General features: G+C 68.4%; 19 protein-coding genes. 17 read left to right on the top strand and 2 right to left on the bottom strand.

Annotated features, from left to right (window positions below; genetic code table 11):
* The 17 genes from VF167_13470 to VF167_13390 form a co-directional block, all read left to right on the top strand.
* On the top strand, positions 1–194 hold a 194-nt coding region (locus VF167_13470; protein ID HEX6926425.1), incomplete at its 5' end, for a hypothetical protein.
* On the top strand, positions 191–565 hold the full coding sequence (gene rsfS / locus VF167_13465; protein ID HEX6926424.1) for a ribosome silencing factor: 375 nt from the start codon (positions 191–193) through the stop codon (positions 563–565). The genes VF167_13470 and rsfS, both read left to right, overlap by 4 nt.
* Positions 566–701: 136 nt before the next feature.
* Positions 702–2,192 carry an SPOR domain-containing protein gene (locus tag VF167_13460; GenBank protein ID HEX6926423.1) on the top strand — a complete coding sequence of 497 codons (1,491 nt, stop codon included), beginning with the start codon at positions 702–704 and terminating at the stop codon, positions 2,190–2,192.
* On the top strand, positions 2,189–5,710 hold the full coding sequence (locus VF167_13455) for an AAA family ATPase (GenBank protein ID HEX6926422.1): 3,522 nt from the start codon (positions 2,189–2,191) through the stop codon (positions 5,708–5,710). The genes VF167_13460 and VF167_13455 overlap by 4 nt, the downstream gene beginning before the upstream one ends.
* A 104-nt stretch (positions 5,711–5,814) precedes the next feature.
* A complete protein-coding gene (aroF, locus tag VF167_13450; GenBank protein HEX6926421.1) occupies positions 5,815–6,867 on the top strand; it encodes a 3-deoxy-7-phosphoheptulonate synthase in 1,053 nt (350 codons plus the stop codon).
* Positions 6,868–6,876: 9 nt separating this feature from the next.
* The gene (locus tag VF167_13445) at positions 6,877–7,233 is read left to right on the top strand and encodes a YraN family protein (GenBank protein ID HEX6926420.1); all 357 of its coding nucleotides are present in this window, start codon (positions 6,877–6,879) and stop codon (positions 7,231–7,233) included.
* Positions 7,234–7,352: 119 nt separating this feature from the next.
* A complete protein-coding gene (gene dnaX, locus VF167_13440) occupies positions 7,353–9,245 on the top strand; it encodes a DNA polymerase III subunit gamma/tau (GenBank protein HEX6926419.1) in 1,893 nt (630 codons plus the stop codon).
* A gap of 84 nt (positions 9,246–9,329) precedes the next feature.
* A complete protein-coding gene (locus tag VF167_13435; protein ID HEX6926418.1) occupies positions 9,330–9,653 on the top strand; it encodes a YbaB/EbfC family nucleoid-associated protein in 324 nt (107 codons plus the stop codon).
* Positions 9,654–9,671: 18 nt separating this feature from the next.
* The gene (recR, locus tag VF167_13430) at positions 9,672–10,262 is read left to right on the top strand and encodes a recombination mediator RecR (protein HEX6926417.1); all 591 of its coding nucleotides are present in this window, start codon (positions 9,672–9,674) and stop codon (positions 10,260–10,262) included.
* Positions 10,263–10,294: 32 nt separating this feature from the next.
* The gene (locus VF167_13425; protein ID HEX6926416.1) at positions 10,295–10,612 is read left to right on the top strand and encodes a hypothetical protein; all 318 of its coding nucleotides are present in this window, start codon (positions 10,295–10,297) and stop codon (positions 10,610–10,612) included.
* Entirely contained in the window at positions 10,609–11,109 is a 501-nt protein-coding gene (locus tag VF167_13420) for a roadblock/LC7 domain-containing protein (GenBank protein ID HEX6926415.1), read from the top strand. The genes VF167_13425 and VF167_13420 overlap by 4 nt, the downstream gene beginning before the upstream one ends.
* A gap of 11 nt (positions 11,110–11,120) precedes the next feature.
* On the top strand, positions 11,121–11,699 hold the full coding sequence (locus VF167_13415; protein HEX6926414.1) for a GTPase domain-containing protein: 579 nt from the start codon (positions 11,121–11,123) through the stop codon (positions 11,697–11,699).
* A 31-nt stretch (positions 11,700–11,730) separates the two neighbouring features.
* Positions 11,731–12,375 (top strand): CDP-diacylglycerol--glycerol-3-phosphate 3-phosphatidyltransferase, encoded by a 645-nt coding sequence (pgsA, locus tag VF167_13410; GenBank protein HEX6926413.1) that lies wholly within the window; start codon positions 11,731–11,733, stop codon positions 12,373–12,375.
* Positions 12,356–13,213, top strand: coding sequence for an alpha/beta hydrolase (locus VF167_13405; protein HEX6926412.1), 858 nt, complete (start codon positions 12,356–12,358; stop codon positions 13,211–13,213). Before pgsA ends, VF167_13405 begins: the two co-directional genes overlap by 20 nt.
* Positions 13,214–13,351: 138 nt before the next feature.
* A complete protein-coding gene (gene grpE, locus VF167_13400; protein ID HEX6926411.1) occupies positions 13,352–13,972 on the top strand; it encodes a nucleotide exchange factor GrpE in 621 nt (206 codons plus the stop codon).
* Between the two features lie 60 nt (positions 13,973–14,032).
* Complete coding sequence (gene dnaJ / locus VF167_13395) at positions 14,033–15,160, top strand: molecular chaperone DnaJ (protein ID HEX6926410.1); 1,128 nt, start codon at positions 14,033–14,035, stop codon at positions 15,158–15,160.
* Positions 15,161–15,172: 12 nt separating this feature from the next.
* The gene (locus VF167_13390; GenBank protein HEX6926409.1) at positions 15,173–15,406 is read left to right on the top strand and encodes a hypothetical protein; all 234 of its coding nucleotides are present in this window, start codon (positions 15,173–15,175) and stop codon (positions 15,404–15,406) included.
* A gap of 75 nt (positions 15,407–15,481) precedes the next feature.
* On the opposite strand, the gene mnmA is transcribed toward VF167_13390, so the two are convergent.
* Both mnmA and VF167_13380 read right to left on the bottom strand, forming a co-directional pair.
* A complete protein-coding gene (mnmA, locus tag VF167_13385) occupies positions 15,482–16,561 on the bottom strand; it encodes a tRNA 2-thiouridine(34) synthase MnmA (protein HEX6926408.1) in 1,080 nt (359 codons plus the stop codon).
* A gap of 12 nt (positions 16,562–16,573) precedes the next feature.
* Positions 16,574–17,725, bottom strand: coding sequence for a cysteine desulfurase family protein (locus VF167_13380; protein HEX6926407.1), 1,152 nt, complete (start codon positions 17,723–17,725; stop codon positions 16,574–16,576).
* Positions 17,726–17,835 lie beyond the last annotated feature (110 nt).

The raw sequence follows: 17,835 nt of genomic DNA, 5'->3' as shown, positions 1-17,835 counted from the left end.
TTGGTTGGGCCAGGGCGGTCCGGCAAGTGCCGCAGCTCTGCTTCGGACGACAGGCGCGAAGAATGCCTCGGGCGAGGGTTCTTCGCGCCTGGGCGTTTCAACGGCTAGTCTGCAGCGATGGCCCGGGTGCGGCTCGAGTGGCGATCGCCTCCTACAGCGCGATCGATCCCGTCGATCACAACGTAACGCGATGAGCTCTACCAGTTTGCCGGACATACCGCAGGAACTCTCACGCGCCATCGACCTGCTGTTCGATCGCAAGGCCGTCGACGTGAACCTCATCGACCTGCGCAACATCTCCTCGGCCACCGACTACTTTCTCATCGCCAGCGGCCGGTCCGACACGCACGTGACCTCCATCGCCGATCACCTCGTCGATGAGTTGAAGAAGGAGGGCGTGAGGCCGGCCGGGGTCGAGGGAATGCGAGGCGGACGCTGGGTGTTGGTGGATTACGTCGACTTCGTGGTCCATGTCTTCCACCCGGCGGCCCGCGAGTTCTACCAGCTCGAGCGCCTCTGGGGCGATGCTCCGCTGCACGTGCTCGAGCCGCGCACTGCCTCCTGACCTCGCCTCCGGTTGACGTCCTGGCGCTCTGACGGCGCCGACGACACCGGCAGGCCTGCCGCAATCCCGCTGAAACGCTTGCCGCTCGCCTCGGGCGACCGGTAAGTTGCAGCGCCCAATTCACCATCGAGCGCTGATGAACGATCCCGAATCATCCAGGTGGACGGATCCCGCCGACCTGCCGCCGCCGATTGTCTACGACCCGGCGGGCGATGCCGGGCCGCCGTTTGTCTCCGGGGAGCTGCCCTCGGTGGTATTGCTGCTGGTCGGAGACGTGGATCAGGACTGGGCGGCGCGCACGGCGATCGAGCTGAGCGACGCCTGGGCTTCGACGGGGCGCAAGGTGGTCCTTGCCGATTTCCATCTGGAGAGCCCCGTGCTCCAGGTGGAGCTGGGTGGGGACGGGCTCGAGGGGGTGGTGGATCTCTTCCTGTACGGGGCGTCGATGGCTCGATGTACGCGCGACGTTCCCGGACGCGAATTCAAGTTCATCCCCACCGGCACCTACACTCCTGACGTCGAGGCAGTCTTTCGAAACCCCCGCTGGTCCAAGCTGATTGACGGCTTCAAACACTCGCGGGCTACGCTGGTGATCTTCGCTCCCGCGGGCATGGGCGATCTGGAAGCGCTCGCCACCCGGGTGGACCAGGCGTTATTGCTCGGAATGCCGCGCGATCCCGACCAGGTGGCTTCGCTGACGTTGGGAGGTGCGACGGTTCACGGGGTGCTCGTGCCGCCCCGCGGAGAGACGGTAGCTGCGGCTGCCGCGATGGAGAGCGAGGAGATGCCCCAGGAGGAGACGTCTTTCGCGGAAGCGGACGCGGTTTCGGCGCCTGTCGAGGAGGCCGATCTGCCCCGCAGCCAGCAGGTCGAGGCGGAAGCTGAGGAAGTTCATCTCCCTCCGCCTCCGCCGCGGGTCCCGCACCCGGGTCATCGCATCGGGGTGATGCTGCTGTGGCTGCTTCTCGCGGCGGCGGTGATCACGGCCATCGGATACGTCGTCGCCACGGTCCGGCCCGACCTTCTGCCCTGGGCCACCGCACCGGCGGAAACCGCCCAGGGCTCGCCCGCCCCCATTCGCGCTCGCGAGGTGCCGCGTCCTCTGGGCGAGCCGTTGCCCTATTCCGTCCGGGTCGTTGCCTACGGCTCCTTCCAGGAGGCCTACGATCGCCTGCGGGAGCTGCGCGCTCAGCTCCCCGGAGTGCTGTATTACATCACCCCTGAGGATGTACAGGGAGTCACCTACTACAAGGTGATGGCGGGAGCTCTCCCCAGCGCCGATGCGGCCGCCGAGACCCGGGACGTGCTGGTCGCGAGCGGCGCCATCGATGCACAGCAGGCGGCGGGCGACTGGAGCCTCGTCCAGGAGCTGCGGTACGCCCTGCTGCTCGGGGAGATGGACACCCGAGGCGCCGCGAACGCGGCGGTGGACTCGCTCCTCACCCGCCAGGTACCCGCCTACCCCCTGGCCGTCCCCTACACCGATGGGGGGCTGCGGTGGTACATCTACGCCGGTGCTTTCCCCGATTCAGCCGCCGCCGGGACACTGTCCGAGCAGCTACGCGTGGTCGGGCTGAATCCCCGTCTCACCCCGCGCTTCGGTTCCCCCGCCTCCCCTGAGCTATGAGGTTGAAGTCCCTCCGGCTCCAGGGATTCAAGTCGTTCGCCGACCGGACGGTTCTCGAGTTCCGTCCGGGCGTCACCGCGATCGTCGGCTCGAACGGCTGCGGCAAGTCGAACATTGCCGACGCCATCCGCTGGGTGCTGGGCGAGCAGCGGGCGAGCGCCATCCGCGGCGCCAAGATGGAGGAGGTAATCTTCCAGGGGACCACCCGCCGCCGGCCGCTCCACCACGCCGAGGTGGGCCTGCTCTTCGAGAACGATCGGGGGCGTGTGGCCCTCCCGCACTCGGAGATCGAAGTCTCCCGTAAGGTGTTCCGCGAAGGCGGAAGCGAGTACTCGCTGAACCGCAACGCCTGCCGCCTGCGCGACATCCACAACCTGCTACGCGACACCGGCCTCGGCTCCAACGCCTACGCGGTGATCGAGGCGGGCATGATCGAGACTCTCCTCAGCGACCGCGCGGAGGAGAGGCGGCTGCTCTTCGAGGAAGCCGCCGGAATCGGCCGTTACAAGGACAGTCGACAGGCGGCGACACGGCGACTGGAGGCGGCGGAGGCCGACCTCGCCCGGCTGCAGGACCTGATCGCCGAGGTGGAGTCGAAGGTGCGGAGCCTGGCCCGGCAGCGCCGGCGCGCCGAGCGCTACGAGGAGATGCGGATGCGCCGCCTGGACCTCGAGGTGGCGGTTGCGATCGCCGAGCTCGAGGGCCTCTCCGGCGAGCTGGAGGCCGCCGAAGCGCGACGGCGGGAGCTGGAGCGCGAGGAGATGACGGCCGCCAGCGAACGTCGCGAGGCCGAGGGTGCGGCGGAGGCAACTCGGATGGAGGCCACGGAGGTCGGGCGCCAGCGGATGGAGGCGGGCAGGCGGCTGGAGGAGATCCGCTCGCGGCTGGATTCTCGGGAGAGGGAGCTGCTGGTCGCCAACGAGAGACGCGCACACGCGGAGCTGCGTATCCAGGAGCTGATCCGGGAGCGGGGCGACCTCTCTGGACGCGAGGCTTCGCTCGCCCGCGAGGCGGAGCGGGCACGTGAGGAGATCGACAGGCACGCCGCCGTCCTCCAGACGCTGCGTGACCAGCTCGAGGAGCGTGCCGAGCGAAACCAGTCGCTGCGGAGCGCCGTGGCCGCCGAGCGCGCCGCGGCGGAGAGCGCGTCGGCGCGCGCACGGGAGCTTGCCCGCGAGATCGCCGAGCTCGATGGAGAGCGCGCGGGCACCCTGCGGCGGAAGCGGGAGGCGGAGGAGCTCGCCGCCGAGGTCACCGAGCGGGAGGCAAAGCTCGCCGCAGAGCTCGCCGCGCTGGAGCAGCAGGGTGAGCTGTTCGGGGCGCGGGCCGACGAGGTGCGCAGCCAGCTGCGGCAGAGTGTACAGCGGGTGGAGCAGGCCCGAGCGGAGATCGAGACGATCCGCGAGCAGGAGCGCGATATCCGTGAGCGCCTCCGCGAGGCGCAGGACAGGCTGTCGCACCTCGCCTCGCAGGTAGGCGCGCGCGAAGCGCTCGAGCAGAGCTACGAGGGCTTCGCCCCCGCCGTGGCCGGAGCAATGAGCCGCTTCGGACGTGCCGGAGGGGTACTCGGCCCACTCGCCGACTTCCTCCCCGCGGCGATCGGCGACGACGTGGATCCCGAGCGGGTCGAGCAGTACCTGGGGCCCCTCCTCCAGGCGGTGGTGGTGCAGGATTCGAGCGCCGCCGCCCGGGTGCGCGACTGGTTCTACGGGGAGTGGACGGAGGGGGGCTCGCTCACCCTCCTTCCGCTCGACGCACCGGTGCTGAAGGACACGCCAGGGCGCGGTGGTGAGGCGTGGGCCAGGGTCCTGCTGGAAGGGGTGCGGCTCGACGGCACAGGCGATCCTCTCACGGCGGGTGAGACGGCCCCCCGGGTCGGGAGCCAGGGGGAGGTGGTGGATGCGCGCGGCATGATCCGCCTGGTGGCGCGGAGCGGTGGGGAAGGCATCCTCGCCCGGCGGGAGACGCTTGCACGCATGCGCCGCGAGCTCGTGCAGCTCGAGGTGGAGCAGGAGGCGATCGCGACGGCGCGGGATGAGCTGCGGCGAACACTGGCCGCGGCCGAGGAACGCGCGGCGGCCACCGAAGAGGAGCGGCGCCGTCTGGAGGAGGAGCTGAAGCGGCTGGAGCTGGACTCGGCCTCGCATTCCCATCATCTCGGCCGCCTGCGGGAAGATCGCGAGCGTGCGGCGGAGTCGCTCGCCGGTCTGCGCGGGAGCGCCGCCAGTGCCGCCGAGCACCTCGCCGGCCTGGATGCCCACATGCAGCTCCTGACGGACGAGGCGGCAGGCGCGGCCGAGGCCGAAAAGATCGCGCGGGAGCGCCTGGCGGAGCTGGAGGAGAGTTGGGAAGAGGCGCGCGACCAGGAGTCGGAGCTGCGAGTCGCGGTCGCACGGGCGGAAGCGGAGTTGCGGGAGGCCGAGCGCCGGCGCGACGCCGCCGAGCAGGGCTCGACCGCCGCGGCGGCCCGTCAGCAGGCGATCGAACGGGAAGTCGCGGAGCTGCGTGAAAGCCTGGAACAGCTCGGCGGGGTGAGCGGGGAAGCCGGCGCGGAGATCGAACGCCTCTTCGCCGACCGGGATCGCGAGGCAGCGCTGGTTTCCTCGCTGGACGCTCGCCTCAGCGAGCTCGAGGCCGCGCTCCAGAGCGCAAACGAAGCGGCCCGAGCCGCTCAGAAGCGCGAGACCGCGGCGGCGGAGGAGCGCCACCGGCTCGAGCTGCGCCTCGCGGAGCTGCGCTCGCGCGCCGAGCGGTCGGTGGAGCGGCTGGAGGTAGAGTGGGGCCGCCCTTGGGACGCCCTGGTCGAATCGGCGCGGGAGATCGAGGAGGGCGGGGTGGAGGAGTGGCGCCAGGAGCTGCGGGAAATCGCCGAGCAGCTGGAGTCGCTGGGCCCGGTCAACTCGCTGGCGGTCCAGGAGCACGAGGAGGAATCGGAGCGCCTCGCCTTCCTGCACCAGCAGCGCGACGACCTCATCGCGGCGCGGGACGACCTGATCGCCGCGATCCGCCAGATCAACCGCACCGCTCGGGAAGTCTTCATGGAGACCTTCACCGCGGTCCGCGAGAACTTCGACCGGGTCTTCCAGTCGCTCTTCCAGGGAGGCCAGTGCGACGTCTGGCTCTCCGACCCGGACGATCCGCTGGAGTCTACCGTGGAGATCCAGGCCTCGCCGCGGGGTAAGCGCACGCAGCGCATCCACCTCCTCTCGGGAGGGGAGCGGACGCTCACGGCGCTGGCGCTCCTCTTCGCCCTGTACCTGGTGAAGCCGTCGCCCTTCTGCGTGCTCGACGAGGTGGACGCACCGCTGGACGAGTCCAACGTGGGGCGCTTCATCCAGTTGCTCGAGGACTTCAAGGCGGAGACCCAGTTCATTGTCATCACCCACAACCCGCGCACCATGGAAGCGGCGGACTGGGTGTACGGCGTGACGATGGAGGAGCCGGGCGTTTCGTCGATCGTGGGGGTGGAGCTGCTGGGTCGGTGGAACGCGGGGGACCCTCAGCCGGTCGCGACCTGAGGCCTGGGGACCGGACCGCCAGCCGCGGCGCTGGTCCCCGTCCGCGTGAGGATGTTACATTGCCTCGACCCCTGTAAGGCTGCCTCACCGGAAGGATTTGCAGCATGCTCGTCGTCATGGCACACAGCGCGACCGCGGAGGAGATCCAAGCGGTCGTTGACACTATCCGGGAGATGGGCTACGAGGCCGCGCCGATTCCCGGGAAGCAGCGCACCGCCGTCGGGCTGATCGGCAACGACGGAAAGGTGGACGCCGCTCGCCTGGAGGCGCTTCCGGGCGTTCTGGAGATCATCCACGTCTCGCAGCCGTACAAGCAGGTCTCCCGCGAGTGGCGGGAGGAGCCGACGGTGATCGAGCTGACGAATGGCGTGCGCATCGGCGGTGAGGAAGTGGTGCTGATGGCCGGTCCCTGCTCGGTGGAGTCGGAGGAGCAGATCATCGGCATCGCGCACCAGCTGCGCGAAGCGGGCGCCAACGTTCTGCGCGGGGGAGCGTTCAAGCCTCGCACGTCGCCCTACTCGTTCCAGGGGCTGGGGGAGCGCGGACTGCAATTGCTCGCCCGGGCCCGGGAAGAGACGGGCCTCGCCATCGTTACCGAGGCGATGGACTCCGAGAGCCTGGAGCTGGTCGCGGAGTACGCGGACATTGTGCAGATCGGCGCCCGCAACATGCAGAATTTCTCGCTGCTGCGGCGCGCGGGTCGGGCAGGGAAACCGGTGCTGCTGAAGCGCGGCATGGCCGCGACCATCAAGGACCTGCTCCTCTCGGCGGAGTACCTGCTGGCGGAAGGGAACGGGCAGGTCATCCTCTGCGAACGCGGGGTCCGGGGCTTCGATACCCACACCCGTAACCTGCTCGACCTCACGGCCATACCGGTGGTCAAGTCGCTCTCGCACCTCCCCATCATTGCCGATCCCAGCCACGGTACGGGCATCCGCTCGAAGGTGATCCCGATGGCGCGCGCTGCCGTGGCGGCGGGCGCCGACGGCCTGATCGTGGAGGTGCACCCCGATCCGGAGCACGCCCTCTCGGACGGAGCGCAGTCGCTCTACCCGGAGCAGTTCCGGGACCTCGTGCGCCAGATCGACGCGATCGCGCGCGCCATCGGCCGGGAGCTCGCCGCCCCGATCGCCGCACCCGCCAGCGCCGGCGACTGACTCGCCGTCATGGGCAGCCCCCTCGGTGACCGGGGCGAAGCGCTGGCGGCCGAGCGGCTGGAGGCGGAGGGCTGGCAGATCCTGGACCGCAACTACCGGGTCGGGCGGAGGGAGGTCGACCTCGTCGCGCGTCGCGGCGAGGTCGTCGCGTTCGTCGAGGTGAAGACCCGGCGCAGCGGCCGCTTCGGCCATCCTCTGGAGGCCATCACCCGTCACAAGCAGCGAGAGATCGCCGCCGTGGCGGACGCCTGGATCGCCGCGCACGGTCGCGCCGGTGAGGTGTACCGGTTCGATGCCATAGCGATCACCTTCGCCCCAGACACCTCTCCGCGCGTCGAGCACCTCGAGGACGCCTGGGGAGTATAGGATTCGATATCAATCCGGAGGGCGCGGCCGAGAATATTGATCAGGGGCTCGGTCCGCCTCTCCGGTGGAGACTTCCTGGCTCAGGCTTCTGGCATTTCGCTTCCAACCCCGGAGTACCGTTGTCCCGTACCGCCCTCGCACGCACGTACCGCCCGCGCCGCTTCTCGGAAGTGGCGACGCAGGAACACGTCTCGGCCACGCTGCGCTCGGCAGTGGAGCGCGGCAGGGTTGCGCACGCCTACCTCTTCTGCGGTCCCCGCGGGGTAGGGAAGACCACCCTGGCGCGCGTGCTCGCGATGGCGCTGAACTGCCCTCAGCGGAGCCCCGAAGGGGAGCCGTGCGGCGTCTGTGAATCCTGTGAGAAGATCTGGGCGGGCAAGACCTCGTTCGACGTGGTCGAGATCGACGCGGCCTCCAACCGGGGTGTCGACGACGCCCGGGACCTGCGAGAGCGGGCGATGTATGCCCCTTCGGAGGAGGATCGCTACAAGGTCTACATCATCGACGAGGCGCACATGCTCACCCGCGAGGCGTGGAACGCGCTCCTCAAGATCCTCGAGGAGCCGCCGCCGCGGGTGATCTTCGTCTTTGCCACCACCGAGCCGCAGAAGATCCAGCAGGCTGCGCCGCCGATCCTCTCCCGCTGCCAGCGCTTCGACTTCCATCGCATCGGCACGATGGACCTGCTGGCGCGCATGCGGGAGGTGCTGCGCGGCGAAGGAATCGAGGCCAGCGATGACGTGCTGCTCCCCATCGCGCAGAAGGCGGACGGGGGAATGCGCGATGCGCTGTCGCTTCTCGACCAGGTCCTCTCCTTCACGGAGGGCGCTCCCACGGCGCAGGATGTGGCGCGGGTGCTGGGGTTGGTCGCCGACGAGCTCTACCTCGAGCTCATGGACATCATCGCCGGCCGTCGCCACGCCGAGGTCTTCGCCTACGTCGGCCGTCTGCTGGACGCGGGGCACGACCTGGCGGAGTTCTACCGCGGCCTGGCGGACTTCCTGCGCGCACTGCTGATGATCCGTCTCGGCAACGAGCAGGGGGTGGAGGTTCGTCCGGAGCTGCGTGAGGCCTACCGCGGGCGAGCGGAGCGGTTCGCGCCGGGTGACCTGCTCCGCATGCTCTCGCAGGTGGCGGAGCTCGACGCCGACGGGAGGTTCCGCAAGAGCGGCCAGCAGCGGATCCTGATCGAGCTACTCCTGCTGCGCTTCAGCTTCATGGACGCCACGGTGGAGCTGGAGGATGTGCTGCGCGCCTTGGGCGGAGTCGGTGGAGACGGCGGGGGCCGCCCCGCGGAGGGTGCCGCAAACCCCGGGTGGGGGCGGGCGGCACCTCCTGACCAGCCGCCGCCCGCCCCTGCCGATACTCCTCCCACATCGATGACGCCGGCGGTAGTGGCGCCGGCAAGGGATACGGGGGGGAGGGCCGCTGATTCCCGGGCTTCGTCCTCCCGCGTCTCATCGACCCGGGACGATGACCGGCACCAGGGCGGCGGTCGCGAGCCCGCGCCTGACGCTCCGGCCGCGACGGCGGGGGCATCGTCCACTCCTGCAGCGGATTTTTCGACGGGCCCTGCGCCGGAGAGGGAGGCGGAGCCCGGCGGGCGATCCGCGGCAGACGTCCCGCTCGAACTGAGCAAGGTGCGCGTTGCCTGGCGTAGCGTGCTGGAGGAGGGTGAAGGCGTGCCCACCGGCACCAGCCTCATGCTCCGCGCCGCCCGACTGGAGCTGGCGTCCGCTGACACCATCGCCGTGCACGTCCCTCCCGGGTCGCCGCTGCTCGACCGGCTCGGAAAGTCGTCCTCGCGACGGCCGCTGGAGGTCGCGCTCGAACGGCGTCTCGGCCGATCCGTGCGCCTGGAGCTGCGCGCTTCGGAGAGCGCGGAGCACGCCACTGCGGGCGGACGGATCACCGCCGAAACCGCCCGTCAGGAGCGCCTCCGGCGCCTCGTGGAGGAGGAACCGCTCCTGGCGGCGGCGGTACAAGAATGGGACCTGGAGCTCATTGATTGAGCTTGATCCGCGGCGGGTGTGCGACTTGCGAGCCTCTCGCCGGGCCGGGTACATTTGCAGATTCGCGTCCGAAGAAGGGGAGTGATGACCGATAGCTTTCAGCAGATCCTGCAGATGGGCCAGCAGGTGCAGGCCCGTCTCACCCAGCTTCAGGCGGAGCTGGGCCAGCGGACGGTGAGCACTTCGAGCGGTGGCGGGATGGTGACCGTTACGGCCGACGGACGCGGGAAGATCCGCTCAGTCCGCATCGATCCGTCCGTGGTCGACGCAAACGACGTCGAGATGTTGGAGGACCTCGTGCTGGCTGCCGTGTCCGAGGCGCAGAATCGGGCATCCGCGGTGTACGAGGAGGAGATGAAGAAGGTCTCCGGCGGGTTCAGCCTTCCCTTCCAGCTACCCGGACTCTAGCCCGGCGGGGATGGCCGTTTGTCGCTGATCGATCGCCTGACGGACGAACTGGCCCGTCTTCCGGGAATCGGTCGGAAGACGGCGCTTCGTCTCACCTATCATCTGCTCAAGACGTCGCCGGAAGATGCCGATCGTCTGGCGGAGGCGATCGTCGCGGTCGCCAGGGGTGTGCACGCATGCCCCCGCTGCGGAAACTACACCGAGCACGACATCTGCGAGATCTGCCGGAGTCCGCGGCGTGACCAGTCGCTGCTCTGCGTGGTCGAAGAACCGGCGGACATCGGCGCCATCGAGCGGACCGGCGAGTACCAGGGGCTGTACCACGTTCTGGGAGGACGCCTGTCGCCGCTGGACGGGATCGGTCCCGACCAATTGAACGTGGCGTCGCTGCTGGATCGCCTCGGTGAGGGTACGCCGGTTCGCGAGGTGGTGCTGGCGACCAACGCCAGCGTGGAGGGGGAGGCCACCACGCTCTACCTCCACCGACTGATCGCCCCTCGTGGGATCCGTGTCACCCGCCTGGCGCGCGGGCTGCCTGTGGGTGGGGACCTGGAGTACGCTGACGGCGTCACGATCGTGGAGGCGCTCCACGGACGGAGAGAGCTCTAGTCGCCGCGTCCCGTTCTCGAGCGATGGTTGCGATGGATACCAAGCGGGTCCTGAAGACAGCTGGATTCACGGTGCTGGCGGTGGCGGCGGCCGCGGCGCTCGGCGCGTTGCTGGTCCGTGATCAGATCAGCCGGCATCAGCGCGATCTCTTCAGCCCGCACCCGCTTCGCCGGCTGGCTGCGCTCGGGTACATCCAGGGTCGCCCGGCCTCGGTAGACCTGGTGCTGCTCCTGCGCGACTTCATCGCATCCGAACCCCGCCCGCTCATCCGGAAGCGCGCCGCGGCCATTCTCGCCCGCATGGAGGAAGGGCTCGCCGCCCGCAACCCATCCACGGAGATCGCTGGATGAGCCAGCGGTCTGCCAGCTGGTCCTTTCAGGAAGAAGATGCCCGCCGGATCCGAGAGGTTCTCGACGCCTTTCTCGCCGGATCGGCTGCTCACGCCGCGCTGCTCGTCGATCGCAACGGGCAGCTGATTCTGGGCGCGGGAGACATCCACGGCTTCGACTCCACCGCCTTCGCCTCGCTGGCAGCAGCCGATTTCTCAGCCAACGACCAGCTCGCGTCGCTGATGGGCGAGCAGGAGTTCTCCTCGCTCTTTCATCAGGGGGAGAAGGAGTCGATGTATCTCGCGGACGTCGGACGGCGCGTCATTCTCGTAGCCCTGTTCGGTGAGGAAGCCACTCTCGGTATGATTCGTATCAAGGCACGGGCAGCAGTTCGAGAGCTGTCCGGGATCGTCGCCGAGCTGTTCGACCGATCGGCCTCTACAGGCATGGCTCAGCTCGAATCCTCCTGGCTCGACGAGGCGGAGAGCGAGATCGACCGTCTCTTCGGAAGTCTCTAGGGGATACCGCCATGTCGATGATCAACTACGCCTCGCGCGAGATCAACTGTAAGATCGTCTACTACGGGCCGGGGCTCGGAGGGAAGACCACCAACCTGGAGTACGTTTACGAGAAGGTCGCGCCGACCACACGCGGGAAGCTCATCTCTCTGGCCACCGAAACCGAGCGGACCCTCTTCTTCGACTTCCTGCCCGTGGACCTCGGCACGATCCGTGGATTCAAGACTCGGTTCCACCTCTATACCGTCCCGGGGCAGGTCTACTACAACGCCTCGCGGAAGCTCATTTTGAAGGGAGTGGACGGGGTGGTGTTCGTGAGCGACAGCCAGATCGAGCGGCTCGATGCGAACATCGAGTCGATGCACAACCTTTACGAGAACCTCGCCGAGTACGGATTGGATCCACGGGAGATGCCGTTCGCCATCCAGTACAACAAGCGGGATCTCCCGAACATCGTTCCGGTAGCGGAGCTGGAGGCGAACCTGAATCCGACCGCCGTACCGAGTTTCGAGGCGGTCGCAACCCGGGGCATCGGTGTATTCGACACGTTGAAGGCGGTCAGCAAGCAGGTAATCAAATCCCTTAGCTGACAAGGGATCATCCGGTGGTTAGGAGCGCTGCTTGAACCTGCCGAACCTGATCACGATCGCGAGGATCTTCCTCGCGATCGTCGTCGTCCCTTTGCTCTTCATCGAGTCGCTGGGAGCCAGGCTGCTCGCGTTCGTGGTCTTCCTGGTCGCCGCGATCTCGGACCTCTGGGACGGTCACCTGGCGCGCTCCCGCGGGCTGATCACCAACCTCGGCAAGCTCCTCGATCCGATCGCGGACAAGCTCCTGCTGACCGCCACCCTCATTCCGTTCTACATCCTCTCTCACCGCCCCGGACCCACTTCGACCTTTCCCTGGTTCGGTGACAGGCTGCCGCTGTGGATCGTGCTGGTGATCTTCGGGCGCGAGCTGTTCATCACCCTCTTCCGTAGCTGGGCCGCTCGCCGCGGCGTGGTGATCCCTGCCGGCGCATCGGGAAAGTACAAGGCGGTCTTCCAAAACGTCTTCATCGGCTCCTCGATCCTCTGGTACGCCCTCCTGGCAGAGGCCAACCGCCGCGGATGGGACGGGCCCGTCTGGAACGGGTGGACGCGCTTCCACTTCGCCTTCTCCGTCGTGGTCCTCTCGGTGGCGGTGATCCTCACCGTCTATTCCATGGCGGTTTACCTTTGGAACTACCGCTCGCTGGTCCTCGCGAATGACCGTGTCGGCGGGTAAGCCGACTCCCTCCCTCGGCACCGGAGCGCGCAGCCTTCGCGTAGCCGACGGGCTGGTCCTGCGCCATCGGATCTGGCAGGCGGACTCGGAGCGAGCACGCATGCGAGTGGTCCATGGACTGGGCGAGCACGGGGGGCGCTATGAACACCTGGCGGACGCCCTGGCCGCGCGCGGGGTCTCGGTCCTGGTGCCCGATCTGCGCGGTCACGGAGTGTCCGAGGGGAGGAGGGGGCACGTCCACCGCTTCGACGACTACCTGCGCGACCTCGAGGAGCTGCGATCCGAAAGTCCGGGATCCGGTCCCGAGATCCTGTTCGGCCATTCGCTCGGGGGCCTCATCGCCCTCCGTGCCGTGCAGACGCGCCGCGCAGGAGATCCCATCGCCCTTGTGCTCTCGGCCCCCGCGCTCGATCTGCCGCCAACCCGCCCGGCGAGCCTCGATGCCCTCGCTTCGGTGCTGTCCAGGGTCGCCCCAGCGCTTCCCCTGCCGAACGGCATCGACCCCGCCGACCTTTCCCACGATGCCGAGGAGGTCACTGCCTACCGAGCGGATCCCCTGGTGCACGACCGGATCACCCCTCGTCTCTATACCGAGATGCGCGCTGCAATGCGCGCTGCGGCGCGGGATGCCGCAAAGGTGGAGATCCCTGTACTATTGCTCCTTCCCTTGCAGGACCGGGTGGTGAGCTCCCGCGCAACGCGAGAGGTCGCCCGCGGCTTCCGCGGATCCAGCAAGATCGTCGAATATCCCGAGTCCTTTCACGAGCCTCTTCACGAGCGTCGTCGCGAGGAGGTCATCCGGGAGATCGCCGACTGGATCGAGGAGCAACTGGCGTGAACTTTCTGCCGTTTTGGCGGTTTCATATGGCACCCGCCTTGCACCCTGGCGGGCGAGACTTCGCCGGCGGTACACGGGTGGTCTGAGGCCACCCGGGTGCCGTCGCTTTACTTGCTTTCCAACGAGGCCTCGATTGAAATGAGAAGTGATCGAACCGAGGAGGAGCGTTCGCCGCAGCCTCCGGCGGGCGAGCCGGACGGCCCCACCGCCACCACCCCGCCGCAAGCCGAAGACGGGGAGACGCCGACCGCGAGTGTCGATGAGGTGAGCGCCCGGGCCGAGGAGAGCGCCGAGGCGACGAGCTCTGCTGCCAATCGGGACGCGGAGCTGGAGGAGCTGCGCGACCGCTACCTTCGACTCGCCGCCGAGTTCGACAACTACCGCAAGCGGACCGAGAAGGAGCGCGCGGAGCATGCTGTTCGCGCCCAGGGGAAGCTGGTGAGCAGCCTGCTCGAGGTGATCGACGACCTGGAGCGGGTAGCGGACTTCACGCCCGAGACCACCACAGTGGCTGCGCTGCTCGAGGGTGTGCAGATGGTGGAGCGAAAGCTCCTCCGGGCGCTGGAGGCGGCCGGGCTCGAGCGTCTGGAGCCGCGCGGCGCCCGCTTCGATCCGGAGCACCACGAGGCGCTCATGACCGCCGACACCGAGCACCCGCACGAGGACGACACGGTGGGAGAGGTGTTCCAGAAGGGATATCGCTTCCAGGGGCATCTGCTGCGCCCGGCCCGGGTACAGGTACGCAAGCACAGCGGTTGATCATCCGGCGGCCGCCGTGGCGGCCGCCCTCCCCCTCGGGCCGCGTCAGCCTGACAAGTTATGCCGACGACAGCGACGAAGGACTTCTACAAGATCCTCGGGGTATCGGAGAACGCCACCTCCGCCGAGATCAAGAAGGCGTACCGGAAGCTGGCGAAGCAGTACCATCCGGACGCGAATCCGAATGACGCCGCGGCCGCGGAGCGGTTCAAAGAGATCTCGGAGGCTTACTCCGTCCTTTCCGACGACGCCAAGAGAAAGCAGTACGACCAGATGCGCCGCTATGGCGCATTTGCGGGAATGGCGGGCAGCCGCGGCGGGCGGGGTGGCTTCTCGACGAGTGCGCCCGGCGGCGGAGGGGGAACCACCTTCTCCTTCGAAGATCTCGGCGGCCTGGGTGGCCTGGGGGATCTGTTCAGCTCCATCTTCGACGTCGGCAGGCGACGGACGAGGCCGCAGGGTCCGCAGCCCGGCGCGACCGTCGAATTCACGGTGGAGATTCCGTTCGAGCTGGCCGCGCGCGGAGGAAAGCTGCCGATCACCGTACCGATTACGGAGACCTGCTCCACCTGCGGCGGCAGTGGATCGGCGCCTGGCACCAGCCCCATCACCTGCCCGGAGTGTCGCGGCACGGGGACGGTCACCTTCGGTTCGGGTGGATTCGCGGTGACGCGGCCGTGCCCTCAATGTCAGGGCAAGGGAGTCATTCCCAAGACACCCTGTCCCACTTGCCAGGGGCAGGGCCAGCTGCGGCAGCAGAAGCAGATCCAGGTGAAGGTGCCGGCGGGCGTGGACACAGGCTCCAAGCTCCGGCTGTCCGGGCAGGGTGAGCCGGGTGTCGGGGGTGGACCGCGGGGTGACCTGATCCTGACTTTCCGCGTGCGGCCGCACCGCTTCTTCCGCCGGGAGGGACTCGATCTCTACTGCACCGTTCCCATCAACGTGGCACAGGCCACGCTGGGGTCGCGGGTGCGGGTACGCACAGTGGACGGGAAGCACGTCGTACTGCGGGTACCGCCGGGAACGCAGTCGGGCACCCGGTTCCGCATCAAGGGGCAGGGGGTCGAGAAGGGAGGCAAGCGGGGGGACCAGTATGTCCAGGTGAAGATCACCGTGCCACAGAAGCTCGACGAGGAGGAAGAGCGGCTGATGCGGGAGTTCGCGGCCGCCGCGGACATGAAATACTGATCACCCTGCAAAATGGCTCGCCAGTTTATCGACAACGATCTCGTCCTGTGGGAGGTGTACGCCTCGACGGGACAGTTCGGGCTGCCGACGACTGGGCAGCTCGTCTTTCTATGCGCCACCGATCGAACGCGCCGCCCGCGCACCGTACGCTATCAGGGCGACCTGGTGGAAGCGGAGGCGGCGCTGATGGAGCTGTCCGATCAGCAGCTCAGGGAGCTGCTGGCGAAATCGCAGGAAATCAAGTAGACGACGATTCGCGTCCCACCCGCATCCAGCCGGGCCGGGACGCGAATCTTTCGGGGGTAACTACTGTCGGGGTAACTACGCGGCAATCCTGCCGCCGCCGAGCAGGACGTCGTCCGCGAATACCACTGCCGACTGGCCCGGCGCCGCTGCACGCTGCGGCTCACGGAACCGCACCACCAGCCGATCCCCCTCGATGCTGCGGACCTCGGCGTCCGCGGCCGCGGAGTGATGGCGGATCTGCACGGAGACGCTGTCGCCGCGCGCGGGAGGGCGTGACAGCCAGTTCATCTCGCCCACCGAGATCTCCTCCCGGTGCAGATCCTCCCAGCTCCCCACCACCACTTCGCGGGTCTGAGGCCGCGAGCCGAGCACATAGAGGCGCCGGCCGTGCCCACCCCCGAGGCCCTTCCGCTGACCCACCGTATAGCGGGCGTAACCATCGTGTCGGCCGATCACCTCGCCGGTCGGGGTAACCAGGTTCCCCTCCGACAGTGCCGGGTGGCTGGCGGGCAGCCGCTCCTCGAGCACGTCCACGTAGTTGCCGGTGGGAACGAAGCAGATCTCCTGGCTCTCCGGCTTCTCCGCGGTGGAGAGACCGAGCTCCCGGGCGCGCTCCCGCACCTGGGGCTTGGTGAGCTCTCCCAGCGGGAACATCAGCTTGGGCAGGATCTCCCGTGGGAGGCTCCAGAGGAAGTAGGCCTGGTCCTTGTTGCGGTCCACGCCCCGCAGGAGCACCGGCTCCCCCTCCGGCGTCGCGCCCATGCGGGCATAGTGTCCCGTGGCGATCGCGTCGCAGCCGAGGGCCGCACCGCGCTTCAGCAGGTCGCGAAACTTCGTGTTCCCGTTGCAGCGCACGCAGGGGTTGGGCGTGCGCCCCGCCGCGTACTCGGCCACGAAGTCGTCGATCACGTCCCGGGTGAAGTCCTTCTCCACGTCGAAGACGTAGTGGGGGATCCCCAGCCGATCGGCGACCCGCCTTGCGTCCATGATGCCGTCCAACCCGCAGCACGTCCGCGTCGGCCCTCCGCGCTCCGAGTAGCAGAAGGTCTTCATCGTTACGCCGATCACGCGATGACCCTGCTCAACGAGCAGCGCGGCGGCAACCGATGAGTCGACGCCTCCGGACATGGCGACCAGAACGGTCCGCTTCTCCAAGGTCCTGCTCCTTCAGGCGGTGGCCGCCGCCAGCGCGCGCAGACGCTCGACCAGCGGCGGGAAGACTGCGATGACGCGGTCGATCTCCGCGTCGGTATTATCGCGGCCCAGGGAAAAACGCACCGACGGGGCCGCGACCTCCGGTGCCAGACCCAGTGCGAGCAGGACGTGCGAGGGCGTGATCGCTCCGCTAGAGCATGCGGACCCTGAGGAAGCGCCGATTCCCTCCAGGTCCAGCGAGACGAGCAGCGCTTCGTTGGCCACGCCCGGCACCGACATGTTGCAGATGTGAGGCGCGCGCGGCGCCGCCGCACCGTTCAACACCAGATCCGGCACCCGGGCTCGCAGGCCCTTCTCCAATCGATCCCGGAGGGCGCCGATCCGCTCAGCGAATTCTGCCTGTTCAGCCACGGCGAGCTCGGCGGCAACGGCCAGACCCACCGCCCCCGCTACGTCCTCCGTTCCGGCGCGCATCCCACGCTCGTGCCCCCCGCCGTGGATCAGCGGAACGAGCTCCACGCCGCTGCGGATGAACAGGGCTCCCACACCCTTGGGACCGCCGATCTTGTGCGCGCTCAGGGAGAGCAGGTCGATGGGCGCCCGGTCCACGCGGACCGGCACCTTGCCGAGGGCCTGAACCGCATCGGTGTGGAACACCACGCCGGACGCGGCGCACCGCGCGGCTAGCTCGTCCACCGGCTGCACCACGCCGATCTCGTTGTTGACCCACATCACCGACACCACGGCGGGGCCCTCGTCCAGGAGCGGGCTCAGCGCCTCCGGGTCCACACGGCCAGCGCTGTCAACCGATAGCAATCGCAGCGGATTGCCCTCCCCCTCCGCCGCGCGAGCCGTGGCGAGCACCGCCTTGTGCTCGATCTCCGAGCAGACCACGGGGCTTCCGCGCATCAGCCGCGAGCGGCCGAGAATTGCCAGGTTGTCGGCTTCGGTGCCGCCCCGGGTGAACACGATCTCGCTCGGCTGAGCCCCGATCGCGGACGCCAGGCGTTCGCGCGCCTCCTCCAGCGCCGTGCGCGCCTCGCGGCCCCAGCGGTGCAGGCTCGAAGCATTCCCGAAGCGTTCCGAGAAGTAGGGGCGCATCGCTTCCCGCACCTCCCGCCGCATCGGAGTCGTTGCCGCGTTGTCGAGATAGATCGAGTTCATGAGGACTGCTCCCGTCGTGGTCCGAGACAATCTAATAACCGTCCGGGACAGCGAAGTTTCGATTGCCGTTTTCCGTGCTGTGGCGCTCCATCTCCGTGGTTGAACGCTCC

It is taken from the genome of Longimicrobiaceae bacterium, from assembly GCA_036375715.1.
Lineage (GTDB): Bacteria > Gemmatimonadota > Gemmatimonadetes > Longimicrobiales > Longimicrobiaceae > DASVBS01.
The sequence above is the reverse complement of the archived record's forward strand: the minus strand, read 5'-3'. Positions and strand labels throughout refer to the sequence as shown.